This is a genomic window from Streptomyces sp. NBC_01390 (assembly GCF_045040105.1).
Lineage (GTDB): Bacteria > Actinomycetota > Actinomycetes > Streptomycetales > Streptomycetaceae > Streptomyces.
Genome location: NZ_CP109551.1, coordinates 9,884,224 through 9,900,190 on the forward strand (window position 1 = coordinate 9,884,224; position 15,967 = coordinate 9,900,190).

Below are 15,967 nucleotides of genomic sequence, written 5' to 3' on the forward strand. Positions count from 1 at the left end.
CTAGGCGGAGCGCATGTACGGAGGCTTCCCGATTGTTCTCTTGTCGTCCAGTCCTCCCGTTCTCAGAGGAGGGTCAGCTGGACCGGGTCGGGTGCGGCGGCGTCGTTCTCCACGGGCTCGGTGATCCGTCGCGGCATTCCCCCGCCGCTGGGCCCGATTCCGTACTCCTGGGCCAGTTCGTGGACCTGGCGGGTGATCCGGCGCTGGTACCACTTGGGCGCGTAGGCGCCCTCCGCGTACAGCCGCTCGTACCGGCGCACCAGGTGGGGGTGGTGATGGCCCAGCCAGGCCATGTACCACTCGCGGGCACCGGGGCGCAGATGCAGCACCAGCGGGGTCACGGAGGTCGCCCCGGAGGCGGCGATCGCCCGCACGGTGGCCCGCAGCCGGTCCGGGTGGTCGCTGAGGAAGGGCAGCACCGGCGCCATCAGCACCCCGCAGCCGATGCCGTGCTCGGCCAGGGTCCGTACGACGTCCAGGCGCCGTTCCGGAGCGGGGGTGCCCGGTTCCACCGTGCGCCACAGGTCGGGGTCGGTGAAGCCGACGGAGACGGAGACGCCGACGTCCGTGACCTGGGAGGCCTGCACCAGGAGGTCGAGGTCGCGCAGGATCAGGGTGCCCTTCGTCAGGATCGAGAAGGGGTTCGCGTGGTCGCGCAGGGTGGTGAGGATGCCCGGCATCAGCCGGTAGCGGCCCTCCGCGCGCTGGTAGCAGTCGACGTTGGTGCCCATGGCGATGTGCTCGCCGAGCCAGCGGCGCGAGCCGAGCTGGCGGCGCAGCAGTTCGGGCGCGTTCACCTTGACGACGATCTGGGAGTCGAAGCCGAGACCGGTGTCGAGGTCCAGATAGCTGTGCGTCCTGCGCGCGAAACAGTAGACACACGCGTGCGTGCAGCCCCGATAAGGGTTCACCGTCCATTCGAACGGCATGCGTGAGGCCCCCGGCACCCGGTTGATGATCGAACGGGCCCGGATCTCGTGGAAGGTGATCCCGCGGAACTCCGGGGAGTCGAAGGTACGGGTGGTGACCGCGTCCGCGCCGAACAGCGCGGCGTCGGCCGGGCCGGAGTCGGACTCCACTGTGAGGTTTTCCCAGCGCATGACACCTCCTCGGTAGCACTGGCCCCAGAATAGAACACATGTTCCCTTGATCGTGCGATCGTATGTTCGAGTGTCGTGAAGGTCCTTGAGGGCACCCCGATTTGGGTGGCCGGGCGGCAGGGTGGTTGGGTGAGCGCGAACCCCCGAAGAACCAGCTGCTGGAGGAACGCAATGGCGCAGGTCGAGGCCACCACGGAGCGCATCGTCGCGGCGGACGCGGAGACGGTGTTCGATGCCCTCGCCGACTACAGCGGCACGCGCTCGAAGGTGATGCCGGAGCAGTTCAGCGAGTACGAGGTGCGCGAGGGCGGCGACGGCGAGGGCACCCTCGTCCACTGGAAGCTCCAGGCCACCAGCAAGCGCGTCCGGGACTGCCTCCTGGAGGTCAGTGAGCCCACCGACGGCGAGCTCGTCGAGAAGGACCGCAACTCCTCAATGGTCACCACCTGGCGCGTCACCCCCGCCGGCGAGGGCACGTCGAGGGTCGTCGTCACCAGCGTCTGGACCGGAGCCACCGGCATCGGCGGCTTCTTCGAGCGGACCTTCGCCCCCAAGGGCCTCGCCCGCATCTACGACGGCCTCCTCGAGAAGCTCGCCACCGAGGTGGAGAAGTAGGGCACAGCAAGAAGGGAACAGCCCAAGAGGCGACCTCCCGAGGGGCATTGACCGCCGCCCCGTACATCTCACCGGTTCGAGTGGATCTCCGCCCCGTGCACCGGAACGCCGTAACTCGTCGCGCTTGCTCACAGTTGTCGCCCAAAGCGGGAATTGTGCGGTAGGTGCGACGAGGGGAGCGGTACGTGGGCGGGATCACTCTGGTGCAGGACGAACCGACCACCGCATACGCCGCACCCCCACCCGAACCTCCACAACTCGGACCGCGTCAGATCCGGTTGGTGTTCTTCGGGCTCATGCTCGCCCTGCTGCTCGCCGCCCTGGAGCAGATGATCGTCGCGACCGCGCTCCCGAAGATCGTCGGCGAGTTGCACGGTCTGGACAGGATGTCCTGGGCGATCACCGCGTATCTGCTCACCGCCACCGTCGGACTGCCCGTCTACGGCAAACTCGGTGATCTGCTCGGCCGCAAGGGCGTCTTCCAGTTCGCGATCGTCGTCTTCGTCGTCGGCTCGGCGCTGGCCGGCCGGTCGCAGACCATGGACCAGCTCATCGCCTTCCGCGCCCTCCAGGGCGCCGGCGCGGGCGGGTTGATGATCGGCGTGCAGGCGATCATCGCGGACATCGTGCCGCCGCGCGCACGCGGGCGCTTCATGGGCCTGATCGGCGCCGCGTTCGGCCTCGCCTCGGTCGCCGGGCCCCTGCTGGGCGGCTACTTCACCGACCACCTTTCCTGGCGCTGGTGCTTCTGGTTCAACGTGCCGTTCGGGCTGCTGACGCTGGCCGTCGTCACCGTCGTACTGAAGCTGCCCAAGCCCACCGTCAGGGCCCGGCTCGACCTCCTCGGGATCCTGCTGCTCGCCGCGGCCTCGACCTGCCTGGTGCTGCTGACCAGTTGGGGCGGCACCGAGTACGCGTGGGACTCGCGCGAGATCCTTGGACTCGGTGCCGGAGCGGTCGTGGCCGGCGCGCTCTTCGTCGTCGCCGAACACTTCGCATCCGAACCCCTCATCCCCCTGCGGCTGTTCAGGGACTCCGTCTTCAACGTCACCGGTCTCGTGGGCCTGGTGATCGGGGTGGCGCTCTTCGGAGCCGCCAGCTATCTGCCGACCTTCCTCCAGATGGTCGACGGCGTCAGTGCCACCGGGTCCGGGTTGCTGATGGTGCCCATGATGGCCGGCATCGTCGGCGCGTCGATCGTCTCCGGACAGCTCATCAGCCACACCGGCCGCTACAAGATCTGGCCGGTCCTCGGCAGCGCCCTGGCGGCGCTCGGCATGTGGCTGCTGTCCCGCCTCGAAGTGGACACGCCCCGGCTGCAGTACAGCCTGTGGATGGCAGTCCTCGGCGCCGGCATCGGCATGGCGATGCCGGTCCTGGTCCTGGCCGTGCAGAACTCCGTGCGCCCCGCCGACCTCGGCACCGCGACCAGCGCCAACAACTACTTCCGGCAGATCGGCGGCAGCGTCGGCGCCGCGGTCTTCGGCACCCTCTTCGCGAACCGGCTCGCCGAGTCCCTGCGCGACAGCCTCCCCACGCGCGCGGGTGCCCGCCTCCCCGACCCCGACTCGCTCACTCCGCAGCTCGTCCACACGCTGCCCCCGGCGCTGCGCGACAGCTACATCAGGGCGTACGCCGACGCCATGCCGCGCATCTTCCTCTACCTCGTGCCGGTACTGGTCCTCGGCCTGCTCGTCGCCTGCTTCCTGAAGGAGAAACCGCTGGTGTCCCACCCCACCGCCTCCGCCGACCTCGACCCCGCGGGAACCTCGGCCACCCTGGCGATGCCGCAGACCCGGGCGCCGTACACCGCCGGAGCCCCGGTGTCCGGCACGGTGCGGCACCCGGACGGGACCGTCGTCCCGCGCGCGGCGCTCACACTCATCGACGTCACGGGGGCGCAGATCGGGCGGGGCGCGAGCGCCGAGGACGGGCGGTACGCGCTGTCCACGCCCGGCTCGGGCACGTACGTCATGATCGCCGCGGCCGGCGGTCACCAGCCCCAGGCGGTCTCCGTGACGGTCGGGGAACGACCCGTCGAACTGGACCTCGTCCTGGGCGGCGCGGGGCACCTGACGGGCCGGGTACGGACAGCGGACGGCAATCCGGTCCCGGACGCCACCGTCACGCTCACCGACGCGCACGGCGAGGTCGTCGCGACCACCCGCAGCGGACACGAGGGCGGGTACGTCATCACCGAACTGGTGGCCGGTGAGTACACCCTCGCCGTCGGCTCCCCCGTGTTCCGCCCGGCCGCGCTCCCCGTCACCGTGAAGCCGTCCCGGGAGACCCGCCAGGACGTCGAACTCGCCGGCGGCGCGGTCCTGAAGGGAACCGTGCGGGCAGGAAGCGGACGGCCCGTCGAGGACGCGCGCGTGACACTGCTCGACATGACCGGCACCGTCGTGGACACGCTCACCACCTCGGCCGACGGAACGTTCCGGTTCGTCGACCTGGCCTCCGGTGAGTACACGGTCCTCGCCTCCGGTTACCCGCCGGTCGCCACCGTCCTCCAGGTGGCCGGCGGCGGCCGTACGGAACGCGACCTCCGGCTCGGACACGACGACTGACCAGCAGGTCCGGGCCCCGGCGCCGGCCGGGCGGCCGGTCGCTTCGGCCGTACCGGCGCGCGGGGCGTGCGTCCGCGCGCCGGAGCGGAACGGCCAAGACCAATTACCGGATTGCCACACATCGCGACGGACCGGCGCCGTACGGTGGTGACGACGGCACAGATCTTGCGGAGCCGTGGGAAGAAGGGGCCTGCGCCATGGACCGTGGCACCGAGACGGGCGTACCTCCCAGCCGCGGGGCTGGGGAGAGCGCCTCGGCGGAGCACGCCCCGGCGGGCCGGATCCCGCTGGCCGTCGTCGTGGTCGACCGCGAAGGCATGGTCTCGCACTGGAGCCGGGGCGCACGGCGTCTGTTCGGCGCGTCCAAGGAGGAAGCCCTCGGCCGGCCCGCCGTCGACCTGCTGCCCGTCTCCGGAGCCCTCCCCGACATCGCGGACGAGAACACGACCCCCTACGGGTCGTACGTGGCCCACGACGACCTCGGACCCGACCTGGAGTCCTCCCTCGACGGCCGGCTTCCCTACCGCGCGGCTGGCCGCGCCCGTCTCGCGGTGCCCGACCGCGACGGCGACCGCGTCGACGTGCTGTGGTGGGCCTACCCCCTGGTGGGCCCCGGAACTGAGCGGCTCCTCGTGCTGGCCGCCGACACCGACGGGCTGCGCCACGAGGACGACGAGGGTGCCGTCGAGCGCATCGCGCCCGGCTTCGCCCTGCACACCGACTTCCCCGGTGCCGACGAACTCGCCCACAGGCTTCCCGAGATCCTGCCCAGCATGAGCGTCGGGGAGAGCGCACGCATCGTCTCCCAGGTTCTCGAACTGGGCTATCCCGTCCTGGAGTTCAGCCAGAACGACCTGATTCCCGTCACCCCCGACTGGGGCGTGCCCCGGCGTGCCGAGCGCAAGGCCCGCCGGGAGCGCGCGGCCCGGGCGGCGCAGGCCGGCGAGACCCTGCCCGAGGACCTCCAGGACGACGTCGAGGACCTCGAGTACGCGGCCGTGCGCGAGCGGCTGGAGTTCCTCAACGAGGTCAGCGGACGCATCGGCACCTCGCTCGACCTGTCCCGCACGATCGTCGAGGTCAGCAGGGCCGTCGTACCCCGCTTCACGGATGTGGCCGGCACCTATCTGCGTGAACAGGTCGTCGCGGGGGAGGGGTTCCCCGACGGCGTGCCCGACACGACGACGATGTGGCACCGCGTCGCCCTCGAACACACCGACGAACCGGGTCGTTGGGACGACGTCGTCCCGGTCGGCGAGGCCATGCCGTTCCCGGCGCACACCCCGTTCTTCCAGTGCATGACCAGCGGCCAGCCCGTCCTCGTGCCGCGCATCAGCGAGCAGATGGGGCACATGATCGCCTCACAGTTCGAGAAGCGTGACATCCGGCCGCTGATCACCGGTCGCTCCATGCTGGTCGTCCCGCTGAAGGCCCGTAACGTCGTCCTCGGCTTCATGATCCTGCTGCGCCACCCGGAGCGCGTCGAGTTCAACGACATGGACCGCGTCACCGGCGCCGAACTCGCCGCCCGCGCGGGCCTCGTGCTCGACAACGCGCGCATGTACACCTACCAGGAGAGCGTCGCCGAGACCCTCCAGGACAGCATGCTGCCGAACATCCCGCCGCGTATGGCGGGCTGTGACATCGCCACCCGCTATCTGCCCGGCACGCTGCTCGGCCGGGTCGGCGGCGACTGGTTCGACTCGGTGAAACTGCCCGGCGCCCGCACCGCTCTCGTCGTCGGCGACGTCATGGGACACGGCCTCAACTCGGCCGCGATGATGGGCCAGTTGCGGACGGCCGTGCAGACCATGGCCGCCCTCGACCTGCCGCCCGCCCAGCTTCTGCGCAACCTCGACGACCTCGCCCAGCGCCTCGGCGACACCTATCTCGCGACCTGCCTCTACGCCGTCTACGACCCGATCGCGGGCGAGCTGCACCTCGCCAACGCGGGCCATATCCCACCCGTGCTGGTCCGCGCCGAGGACGGCCGGAGCGAACTGCTCGACCTGCCCACCGGTGCGCCCATCGGCGTCGGCGGAGTCCCCTTCGAGGCGGTACGCGTGCGCGTGGCGCCCGGGGACCGGCTCGTGATGTGCACCGACGGCCTGGTCGAGGTGCGCGGTGAGGACATCGGGGTGGGCCTGGCGACGCTCTGCGAGTCCGCGGCCCACCCGGCCGCCTCCATGGACGACGCGTGCGACACGATCATCCGCGCCCTCAACCCGCGCGGGGGCCGCAAGGACGACGTGGCGCTGCTGATGGCCCGGCTGAGCGGCATCGAACCGGACGACGTCGCCGAATGGCGGCTCGCCCCGAGCCCGCCCGAGGTGGGCCGGGCCCGAGCCGTGGTCCGCGAACAGCTCCACGAATGGGGCCTGGCGCGGCTGGTGGACAGCGCCGAGCTGCTGGTGAGCGAACTCGTCACCAATGCCGTACGGCGCTCGCACGGCCGTCCCCTCGAACTGCGGCTCGTGCGCGGCGAGACGCTGCTGTGCGAGGTGGACGACGACGACCACACCCTGCCCACGCTGCTCAGCGCCGAGCCCACTGCCGAGTTCGGCCGCGGGCTGCGCGTGGTGAGCACACTGGCCCGGGAGTGGGGCGCCAGCCGTACGGGCACGGGCAAGACCGTGTGGTTCGAGCTCACGTTGCCGCGTCGGCGCTGACGCTCCGTCGGTGACGTCAGTGTCCTGTGCTTGGATTGCTGTTGCCGCGGGGTCGGGGCGTGCGAGGCGCACACCGGCGTACACCTCTCGAACGAGCCGTGAAGGAATACGCGGTGCGCTTGTGAGCGCAACCGGGGCACGGTAGACCGAACTGGCCCGTCACGTAGGACGGGCAGCCGTCGCACCCTGGGGAGTTGGGCATGAGCGTGACGAGTCGGTACAGGGAGTCCTGGGAGGGCTTCTGGAGCGAGGCCCCCCATGAACAAGGGGCCGTCTTCTGGGACTCGGAGCCGATGCTGACCGCCGGCCTCCACCTCGCCGTCTTCGAACCGCACCTCGCGGACTTCGAGTTGCCCCTTCTCGACCTCGGCTGCGGCAACGGCACCCAGACCCGGTTCCTCAGCGACCGGTTCACCCGGGTCGTCGGCGCCGACCTCTCGGCCGCCGCGATCGAGCGGGCCCGGCAGGCCGACCCGGAGGGCGCGGCCGAGTACGAAGTGCTCGACTGCGCCGAGAAGACCGAGGTCGAGGAACTGCACGGCAAGCTCGGCGACACCAACCTGTACATGCGCGGGGTGCTCCACCAGTGCGACGCCGACGACCGGCAGACACTCGTCGACGGCATCGCCACCCTCATCGGACAGCGCGGCCGGGCCTTCCTGGTCGAACTGTCGCAGGACGCGCGCCCCCTGCTGATGGACCTCGCCCAGCGCCCCGAGGGCCCTCCGCCCAAGCTGCGCCCGGTTCTCCAGCACGGCATCGCGCCCGGTGAGGTGGCGGACTCGGCGGTGCCGGTGTACCTGAGCGCCGCCGGCCTCGAGGTCCTCGCGAGCGGCGAACTCCCCCTCACCACAACGGAGTACACGCCCGAGGGAACCCGTGTCGTGCTGCCCTCGAAATGGGTCGTGGTGGCGCGCCAGCGCTGAGGATCGCGGCGGCCGGAACCGCGAGGCCGACGGCCGCCGTGATCAATCTGGTATGTGATGATCCCGTGAAGGATTGACGAGAGTCGTGAAAGGTGACCAGAATTCGCATCACTTCGTTGTGACTGAAGCGAGCGAAGTAACGCGAGTGACCTGGCCGCGTGACCCTTCGTGGCGTCCGCCGCGCCGGTCGCTGGCGCTAGACACACCTCCCACACGCCACGATCCACAGAGGCCCATTTTGTCGAGTTCGCGCCACCCCAGAACTCTTTCCGTCCTCGCGGCAACCGCTTTCGCCGCCGCTGCCGTACCCGTGCTCGCGGCGGGCACGGCGAGCGCGACCACGGGCGGCACGTGTCAGTCCGCCACCGTCCAGTACCGCATCGACGGCGGTGACTGGACCTCCCAGGGCGGGTTCCACGCGTGGAGCACCGTTCCCGGCGCCGTCGAGGTGCGGCTGGCCCCGGGCCAGAGTGTCGGGGAAGGCTGCAAGTACCCCGTGTCCCTGGCCGAGTACACGACGGAGGGTCCGAACTGGAACACCTCCGGTCACCAGACGATGGTCGACAAGGACACCGTCTACCTCACCTCCGCCGACGTCGCCGATGCCGGCGGCGCCGAGCACACCTGGCAGAAGCTGAGCGTGAAGTCCCCGGACTGCTACGGGCAGATCGACCTGTACGGCGACGACATCGCGTACGACGGCCAGACCGGGGAGGGCCACGGTCCCGCTCCCTACCAGCCCGGCAACGTGGTCACCCCGTACCACCTCATAGCCGCCTGGAACGGCGGGGACAAGGCGTGCGACACCGGCGCCTCCGAGCCGCCCGCCCCCACGCCGTCGGAGCCCGCGCCGAGCACCCCGGCCACGCCCACCACCCCGGCGCCGCCCACGACCCCCGCGGGCAGTGAGCCGCCGGTCGAGACGGTCCCGCCGACCACCCCCGCCACCTCCACCACGCCGCCCACCACCCCGGACGTGCCCCCGGCGGAGTCGACGCCGCCCACCAGCCCGGAGCCCTCGCCCAGCGAGAGCACCCCGCCGCTGGCGGAGACCGGCGCCGGCGCGCCGGTCGGCCCGATCGCCGGTGTGGCGGCCGTCGTGGTCGCCCTCGGCGCCGGCGCGCTCTTCCTGGCCCGCCGCTCCCGCCGCGCCTGACCGGGCGCCGACGGACCACCGTCGTCCCGTAGGGCAGTGATCCGTTCGACGGCCCCGTCTCCGCAGGGAGGCGGGGCTGTCGTGTTTGCCCGGCAACCGAACGGTTCGGCGCGGAGATCCGTGACTTCACCCGGGGGGCGGAAGCGGGGCTTCCTGGCCGGGACGGAGCCCGGCGCGTAACGTTCGGACAGCGAGCCGCTGACCTGCGACGGGACTGTCTCACGATGAAGATCCTCATCAGCGCCGACATGGAGGGCGCCACCGGCGTCACCTGGCCGGCCGACGTACTGCCGGGCACCCCGCAGTGGGAGCGGTGCCGTTCGATGTTCACCTCGGACGTCAACGCCGCCGTGCTCGGCTTCTTCGACGGGGGCGCCGACGAGGTGCTGGTCAACGAGGCCCACTGGACCATGCGCAACCTGCTCCTCGAACGGCTCGACGAGCGGGTGGAGATGCTCACCGGGCGCCACAAGTCGCTGTCCATGGTCGAGGGCGTGCAGCACGGCGACGTCGACGGCATCGCCTTCGTCGGCTATCACGCGGGCGCCGGCATGGAGGGCGTCCTCGCCCACACCTACCTCGCCAACTCCATCACCGGCGTGTGGGTGAACGACGTACGGGCCAGCGAAGGGCTCCTCAACTCCCATGTGGTCGCCGAGTACGGGGTTCCCGTCGTGCTCGTCACCGGTGACGACGTCGCCTGCGAGGACGCCCTCGGCTACGCGCCCGAGGCGTTGAAGGTCGCCGTCAAGGACCATGTGTCGCGGTACGCCGCCGTGTGCCGGACGCCCGCCAGGACCGCGGCCGACATCCGGGCCGCCGCGAAGGAGGCCGCCGCGCTCGCCGTGCGGCACGAGCCCGTCGTCGGCGGCCCGTTCACCGTCGCCCTGGAGTTCGACGCCGAGCATCTCGCCATGGCCGCCACCGTCGTGCCCGGGGTCGCGCGGATCGGTGAGCGCAAGGTGGCGTACACCAGCGGCACAATGTACGAGGGCATTCGTACCTTCAAGGCGGTCACGACGATCGCATCGGCCGCGGTGGAGGAGCAGTATGGCTGACCAGCAGGCGCTCGACGAGGTGGTGTCGTTCACCTCGGACCTGATCCGGATCGACACGACCAACCACGGCGGCGGCGACTGCTTCGAGCGGCCCGCCGCCGAGTACGCCGCCGCGCTGCTCGCGGAGACCGGCCTCGAACCCGAGCTCCTGGAGCGGACGAAGGGGCGCACCAACGTCGTCGCCCGGATCGAGGGCACCGACCCCTCCGCCGACGCGCTGCTGCTGCACGGCCACCTCGACGTCGTACCCGCACGGGCCGACGACTGGAGCGTCCACCCGTTCTCCGGGGAGATCCGCGACGGCGTCGTCTGGGGGCGGGGCGCCGTCGACATGAAGAACATGGACGCGATGATCCTCGCCGTCGTCCGGGACTGGGCCCGCCACGGCGTCCGGCCCCGGCGCGACATCGTGGTCGCGTTCACCGCCGACGAGGAGGACAGCGCGGCGGACGGCTCCGAGTTCCTGGCCGCCGAGCACCCGGAGTTGTTCGACGGGTGCACCGAAGGGGTCGGCGAGTCCGGGGCGTTCACCTTCCACGACGGCGACGGACGCCACCTGTACCCCATCGCCGCCGGTGAACGCGGCACCGCCTGGCTCAGGTTGACCGCCAAGGGGCGCGCCGGGCACGGCTCGAAGGTCAACCACAGCAACGCCGTCACCCGCCTCGCCGCCGCCGTCGCCCGCATCGGCGCCCACGAGTGGCCGCTGCGTCTCACCCCGACCGTCCGGGCCGCGCTCACCCAACTCGCCGCCGTCCACGGCATCGAGCCCGACCTGGACGACGTCGACGGCCTGCTCACCAAGCTCGGACCCGCCGCCCGGCTCGTCGAGGCGACCATCCGCAACAGCGCCAACCCGACCATGCTGAACGCCGGTTACAAGGTCAACGTCATCCCCGGGGAAGCCATCGCGTACGTCGACGGACGCTTCCTGCACGGCTGCGAGGACGAGTTCCGCACCACCCTCGACGAACTCACCGGCCCCGACGTCACCTGGGAGTTCCACCACCGCTCGGTGGCCCTGCAGGCGCCCGTGGACTCACCCACGTACGACCGGATGCGCGCCGCAGTCGAGGAGTTCGCCCCCGAGGGGCTGGTGGTGCCCTACTGCATGTCGGGTGGCACCGACGCCAAGCAGTTCTCGCGGCTCGGCATCACCGGATACGGATTCGCACCGCTGAAGCTGCCCGAGGGCCTCGACTACCAGGCACTCTTCCACGGTGTCGACGAGCGCGTCCCGGTCGAGGCGCTGCACTTCGGCGTCCGGGTGCTCGACCGGTTCCTGCGCACGGCCTAGGAGTGGGGAAGACAGTGCAGACACTGCCGTACGGATCATGGCTCTCGCCCATCGACGCGGAACTCGCCGCCGCCCACGACGGGTCGCCCGACTGCGTGGGCTTCGTCGGCGACGAGGCCTGGTGGACGGAACCCCGGCCCACCGAGGGCGGTCGGCGCACCCTGGTGCGGCGGCACGCGGACGGTTCCCAGGAGTCGGTCCTGGACGCGCCGTGGAATGTGCGCAGTCGGGTCATGGAGTACGGCGGTCAGCCGTGGGCCGGCGTCATGCGCGACGACGGCCCGCTGGTCGTCTTCGTCAACTTCGCCGATCAGCGGCTGTACCGCCTTGAGGAGGGTCAGGAACCGCGCCCGCTCACGCCGTTGTCCCCGGTCGGCGGCGGACTGCGCTGGGTGGAGCCGCAGTTGCGACTCGACCTCGGTGAAGTCTGGTGCGTACTGGAGGAGTTCACCGGCGACGGACCCACCGACGTGCGGCGGGTGCTCGCCGCCGTGCCGCTGGACGGGTCGGCCGCCGAGGCGCGGGACGCCGTCCGCGAACTCACCGACGATACGCACCGGTTCGTCACCGGACCCCGCGTCTCGCCCGACGGCCTGCGCGCGGCCTGGCTCGCCTGGGACCACCCCCGCATGCCCTGGGACGGCACCGAGCTGGTCCTCGCGGAGGTGGGCGCCGACGGCACGCTGAGCGGGGCCCGGACGGTCGCCGGCGGGCCCGAGGAGTCGATCGCGCAGGTCGACTGGGCGAGCGACGGAGCCCTGCTGTACGTCAGCGACCGCTCCGGCTGGTGGAACCTGTACCGGGACGACCTGCCCGTGTGTCCCCGCCCGGAGGAGTTCGGCGGGGCGCTGTGGAAGGTCGGGCAGCGCTGGTTCGCCCCGCTGGACGGCGGCCTCGTCGCGGTCGTGCACGGACGCGGGGCGACCACGCTCGGCATCCTGGACCCCGAGACCGGCGACGTCGTCGACGCGGCCGGCCCCTGGACCGAGTTCGCGTCCACCCTCGCCGTGCACGGGGAGCGGGTCGTCTCCGTCGGGGCCAGCCCGCGCAGCGCCTACGAGGTGGTCGAGCTGGACACCCGTACGGGACGGGCCCGGGTCATCGGCGCCGCCCACCAGGACCCGGTCGACCCCGTGCACTACCCCGAGCCGCAGATCCGCACCTTCACCGGCCCGGAGGGCCGGGACATCCACGCCCACATCTATCCGCCGCACCACCCCGGGTACACGGCGCCCGACGACGAGCTGCCCCCGTACGTCGTGTGGGCGCACGGCGGGCCGACCGGGCGGGCGCCGCTCGTGCTCGACCTGGAGATCGCCTACTTCACCTCACGGGGCATCGGCGTCGCCGAGGTCAACTACGGCGGGTCGACCGGGTACGGGCGCGAATACCGCAACCGGCTGCGCGAACAGTGGGGCGTCGTCGACGTCGAGGACTGCGCGGCCGTCGCGCTCGCCCTCGCCGACGAGGGCACCGCCGACGGTGCCCGGCTCGCCGTCCGGGGCGGCAGCGCGGGTGGCTGGACCGCGGCGGCCTCCCTCACCGGCACCGACGTCTACGCCTGCGGCACGATCCTCTACCCGATCCTCGACCTGGCGGGCTGGGGCTCGGGGGAGACCCACGACTTCGAGTCGCAGTACCTGGAGTCCCTGGTCGGACCGCTCGCCGAGGTCCCGGGCCGCTATCTGGAGCGCTCGCCCGCCGAGCACGCCGCCGACATCACCGCCCCCTTCCTGCTGCTGCAGGGGCTGGACGACGTCATCTGCCCGCCCGTGCAGTGCGAGCGGTTCCTCGCCCGGCTCGCCGCGGAGGGGCGCCGAGTGCCGCACCGCTACATCGCGTTCGAGGGGGAGGGGCACGGATTCCGGCGCGCGGACACGACCGTACGCGTCCTGGAGGCCGAACTCTCCCTGTACGCACAGGTCTTCGGGCTCACCCCGCCCGGCATCCCCACCCTGGAGCTCGTCAAGTGAAGCCCCTGGTACGGCCGTCGAGGCTCGCGCCGGGTGCCCGGGTGGCCGTCGTCGCGCCCAGCGGACCCGTGCGCGAGGAGCGGCTGCAGTCCGGGCTCGACCTGCTGCGCGGCTGGGGCCTCGACCCCGTCGTCGCACCCCATGTCCTGGACCGGCACGGGGAGTTCAACTACCTCGCGGGTACGGACGCCGGTCGCGCCGCCGACTTCCAGGCCGCCTGGTGCGACCCCACGGTCGACGCGGTGCTGTGCGCCCGAGGCGGCTACGGCGCGCAGCGCATGGTCGACCTGCTCGACTGGGACGCGCTGCGGGCGGCCGGGCCCAAGGTGTTCGTCGGCTACAGCGACATCACCGCCCTGCACGAGGCGTGCGCGGTCCGGCTGGGACTCGCCACACTGCACGGTCCGATGATCTCCGCCGTCGACTTCCTCAAGAACGCGCGCACCCAGGAGCATCTGCGGGCCACGCTGTTCGATCCGGAGTCGGTACGGGTCGTCAGCGCCCCGGAGGGCGGCGGACCCGTGGTGCCCGGGCGGGCCCGGGGCGTCACCCTCGGCGGCTGCCTGATCATGCTCGCCACCGAACGGGGCACCCCGCACGCCCGGCCCGGTGCGCGCGGCGGGCTGGTCATGATCGAGGACGTGGGGGAGAGCGCGTACCAGATCGACCGCACCCTCACCCAGCTGCTGCGGACCGGCTGGCTCGACGGCGTCGCCGGGATCGCGCTCGGCTCGTGGGAGCGGTGCGGTCCGTACGAGGCGCTGCGCGCCGTGGTCGCCGACCGGCTCGGCGGGCTCGGGGTGCCGGTGGTGGAGGGGTTCGGGTTCGGGCACTGCGACGGGGCGCTGACGATCCCGTTCGGGGTGGCCGCCGAACTGGACGCGGACGCGGGGACACTGACGCTGGAGGAGCCGGCGTTGCGCTGAGCGGCGCGGTGCCGTCACCCGTCCGGCGTACCTCTGGGCGCGCGGGAGGCCCTGGCTCGGCCCATGCTGGCCTCATGAGCCCGAAGACCTTCGAGAGCGGTGGCAGGACCGGTGGTGACAGGGCGACCGGCGCGCGGGGGCTGCTGACGCCCGCCAGGGTCGCGGTCGGGGCGCTCGCCCTGCTCGCCCTGATCTTCATCTTCGAGAACACCCGCGCCACCAGGATCCGGCTGCTGATCCCCGAGGTGACCATGCCGCTGTGGATGGCGCTGCTCGGCACCGCGGCCATCGGCGCCCTCTGCGGGGCCTACTTCATGCGGCGCCGGAGATGAACAGGGGCCGCGCGTAGGGTGACCGAGTGTCTGAGCACAATGACTATCTCGCCGAAGGGCCCCGTGTGGGCATACGCCCGTTCACCTACGAGGACGGTGCCGAGTTCACCGCCCGGGTGCGGGAGAGCCGGGAACTGCACCACCCCTGGCTTGCTCCGCCGGCGAGTCCGGACGCCTATGCCTCGTACGCCGGGCGGCTGATCGAGGATCCGACGAAGGCCGGGTTCCTCGTGTGCGAGAAGGGCGACGGGACCGGTGGAGAGGGTGGGGCCGTCGCCGGGTTCATCAACATCAACAACGTCGTCCAGGGCGCCTTTCTGTGCGGCGCCCTCGGTTACGGGGCCTTCGCACACGCGGCCGGGCGGGGGCTGATGGGCGAGGGGCTCGGTCTCGTCGTGCGGTACGCCTTCGGGCCGCAACTGAGGCTGCACCGGCTGGAGATCAACGTGCAGCCCGGCAATGCCGCCTCGATCGCGCTCGCTCGGCGCTGCGGCTTCCGGCTGGAGGGCTTCTCGCCGGACTTCCTCTACATCGACGGCGCCTGGCGGGACCACGAACGGTGGGCGATCACCTCGGACATGGTGAAGAAGCAGCAGGGCGCGCGCGGCCGTCGGCGTTAGGCGTCCTGGGGCCGGGGTACCCGGCGGTCATGGACCGCATCGATCACCTGGAACATCTCGACAAGCATCTGGTCGACGAGCTTGCGCAGGTGGCGCGCGAGGCCGTGCGCGACGAACTGCGCGAGCAGACCCGCAAACAGCGCCGCACGGCCGCGCTGTACGCCACGTCGGGCGCCGTCGCCCTGTACGCGGGCGCGGCGCTCGCGCTCGCCCTGGGGCTGGCCCTGGCGACGGGGCTGCCGGACTGGGCCGCCGCTCTCATCACGGCGGCGATCCTCGGTGCCCTGGCCTACGCGCTGCGCAACATGGGCCGGCCGGGCCCGTCGCGTACGCATCCCCCGGCCGGCAGCGTCGGCGCGGCCGCGGACCCGCCGGCCGCGGTGCCCCCGAGCGGGTTCGGCGTCGACGTGCCGCCCGTGCCCCCGGCCGCGCCGAACGTCCCCGCGCCCGGAACGCCCGGCCGAGACGGCACCGACCCCGAGGGACCGCACCACCGGGCATGACCGCCACGAGACATGCGGGAACGGGCCGCCGACCCTGCCGGGTCGGCGGCCCGTTCCCGCATGTCTCGGAACTGTCCGCCTTCGCGGTCAGCCGAGCCGGGCGCCGGCAGACGTTTGGGTGCCCTGACCAGGGGGACGCGGAAGGTCCCGTACGACGTCCACGTCGGCGTTCGTACGACTGACCGAAGGCTCCGCACCCGCGACACCGCCGGAGGCGAAAAC

Annotated in this window: 13 protein-coding genes; 12 read left to right on the forward strand and 1 reads right to left on the reverse strand. The window is 71.8% G+C overall.

Annotated elements, in window-relative coordinates:
* Positions 1 to 62: 62 nt before the first annotated feature.
* Entirely contained in the window at positions 63 to 1,100 is a 1,038-nt protein-coding gene (locus tag OG241_RS44255; protein WP_405823974.1) for an Rv2578c family radical SAM protein, read from the reverse strand.
* 171 nt (positions 1,101 to 1,271) lie between these two features.
* Between OG241_RS44255 and OG241_RS44260 the strand changes: the two genes are divergently transcribed.
* The 12 genes from OG241_RS44260 to OG241_RS44315 all read left to right on the forward strand — a co-directional run bounded on the left by OG241_RS44260 (position 1,272) and on the right by OG241_RS44315 (position 15,745).
* On the forward strand, positions 1,272 to 1,715 hold the full coding sequence (locus OG241_RS44260) for an SRPBCC family protein (protein ID WP_405823976.1): 444 nt from the start codon (positions 1,272 to 1,274) through the stop codon (positions 1,713 to 1,715).
* Positions 1,716 to 1,900: 185 nt separating this feature from the next.
* Positions 1,901 to 4,285: an MFS transporter gene (locus tag OG241_RS44265; protein WP_405823978.1), complete on the forward strand. Its 2,385-nt coding sequence runs from the start codon at positions 1,901 to 1,903 to the stop codon at positions 4,283 to 4,285.
* Between the two features lie 197 nt (positions 4,286 to 4,482).
* Positions 4,483 to 6,954: a SpoIIE family protein phosphatase gene (locus tag OG241_RS44270; RefSeq protein WP_405823980.1), complete on the forward strand. Its 2,472-nt coding sequence runs from the start codon at positions 4,483 to 4,485 to the stop codon at positions 6,952 to 6,954.
* 200 nt (positions 6,955 to 7,154) lie between these two features.
* Positions 7,155 to 7,880, forward strand: a complete 726-nt coding sequence (locus OG241_RS44275) for a class I SAM-dependent methyltransferase (RefSeq protein ID WP_405823982.1) — start codon at positions 7,155 to 7,157, stop codon at positions 7,878 to 7,880.
* A 238-nt stretch (positions 7,881 to 8,118) separates the two neighbouring features.
* The gene (locus tag OG241_RS44280) at positions 8,119 to 9,036 is read left to right on the forward strand and encodes a hypothetical protein (protein ID WP_405823983.1); all 918 of its coding nucleotides are present in this window, start codon (positions 8,119 to 8,121) and stop codon (positions 9,034 to 9,036) included.
* A gap of 224 nt (positions 9,037 to 9,260) precedes the next feature.
* On the forward strand, positions 9,261 to 10,094 hold the full coding sequence (locus tag OG241_RS44285) for a M55 family metallopeptidase (protein ID WP_405823985.1): 834 nt from the start codon (positions 9,261 to 9,263) through the stop codon (positions 10,092 to 10,094).
* On the forward strand, positions 10,087 to 11,391 hold the full coding sequence (locus tag OG241_RS44290) for a M20/M25/M40 family metallo-hydrolase (protein WP_405823987.1): 1,305 nt from the start codon (positions 10,087 to 10,089) through the stop codon (positions 11,389 to 11,391). The genes OG241_RS44285 and OG241_RS44290 overlap by 8 nt, the downstream gene beginning before the upstream one ends.
* Before the next feature lie 14 nt (positions 11,392 to 11,405).
* Positions 11,406 to 13,364, forward strand: a complete 1,959-nt coding sequence (locus OG241_RS44295; protein ID WP_405823989.1) for a prolyl oligopeptidase family serine peptidase — start codon at positions 11,406 to 11,408, stop codon at positions 13,362 to 13,364.
* A complete protein-coding gene (locus OG241_RS44300) occupies positions 13,361 to 14,290 on the forward strand; it encodes an LD-carboxypeptidase (protein WP_405823991.1) in 930 nt (309 codons plus the stop codon). Before OG241_RS44295 ends, OG241_RS44300 begins: the two co-directional genes overlap by 4 nt.
* 74 nt (positions 14,291 to 14,364) lie before the next feature.
* Complete coding sequence (locus tag OG241_RS44305) at positions 14,365 to 14,622, forward strand: DUF1049 domain-containing protein (RefSeq protein WP_405823993.1); 258 nt, start codon at positions 14,365 to 14,367, stop codon at positions 14,620 to 14,622.
* A 26-nt stretch (positions 14,623 to 14,648) separates the two neighbouring features.
* The gene (locus tag OG241_RS44310; protein WP_405823995.1) at positions 14,649 to 15,242 is read left to right on the forward strand and encodes a GNAT family N-acetyltransferase; all 594 of its coding nucleotides are present in this window, start codon (positions 14,649 to 14,651) and stop codon (positions 15,240 to 15,242) included.
* Positions 15,243 to 15,271: 29 nt separating this feature from the next.
* A complete protein-coding gene (locus OG241_RS44315; protein ID WP_405823997.1) occupies positions 15,272 to 15,745 on the forward strand; it encodes a phage holin family protein in 474 nt (157 codons plus the stop codon).
* Positions 15,746 to 15,967 lie beyond the last annotated feature (222 nt).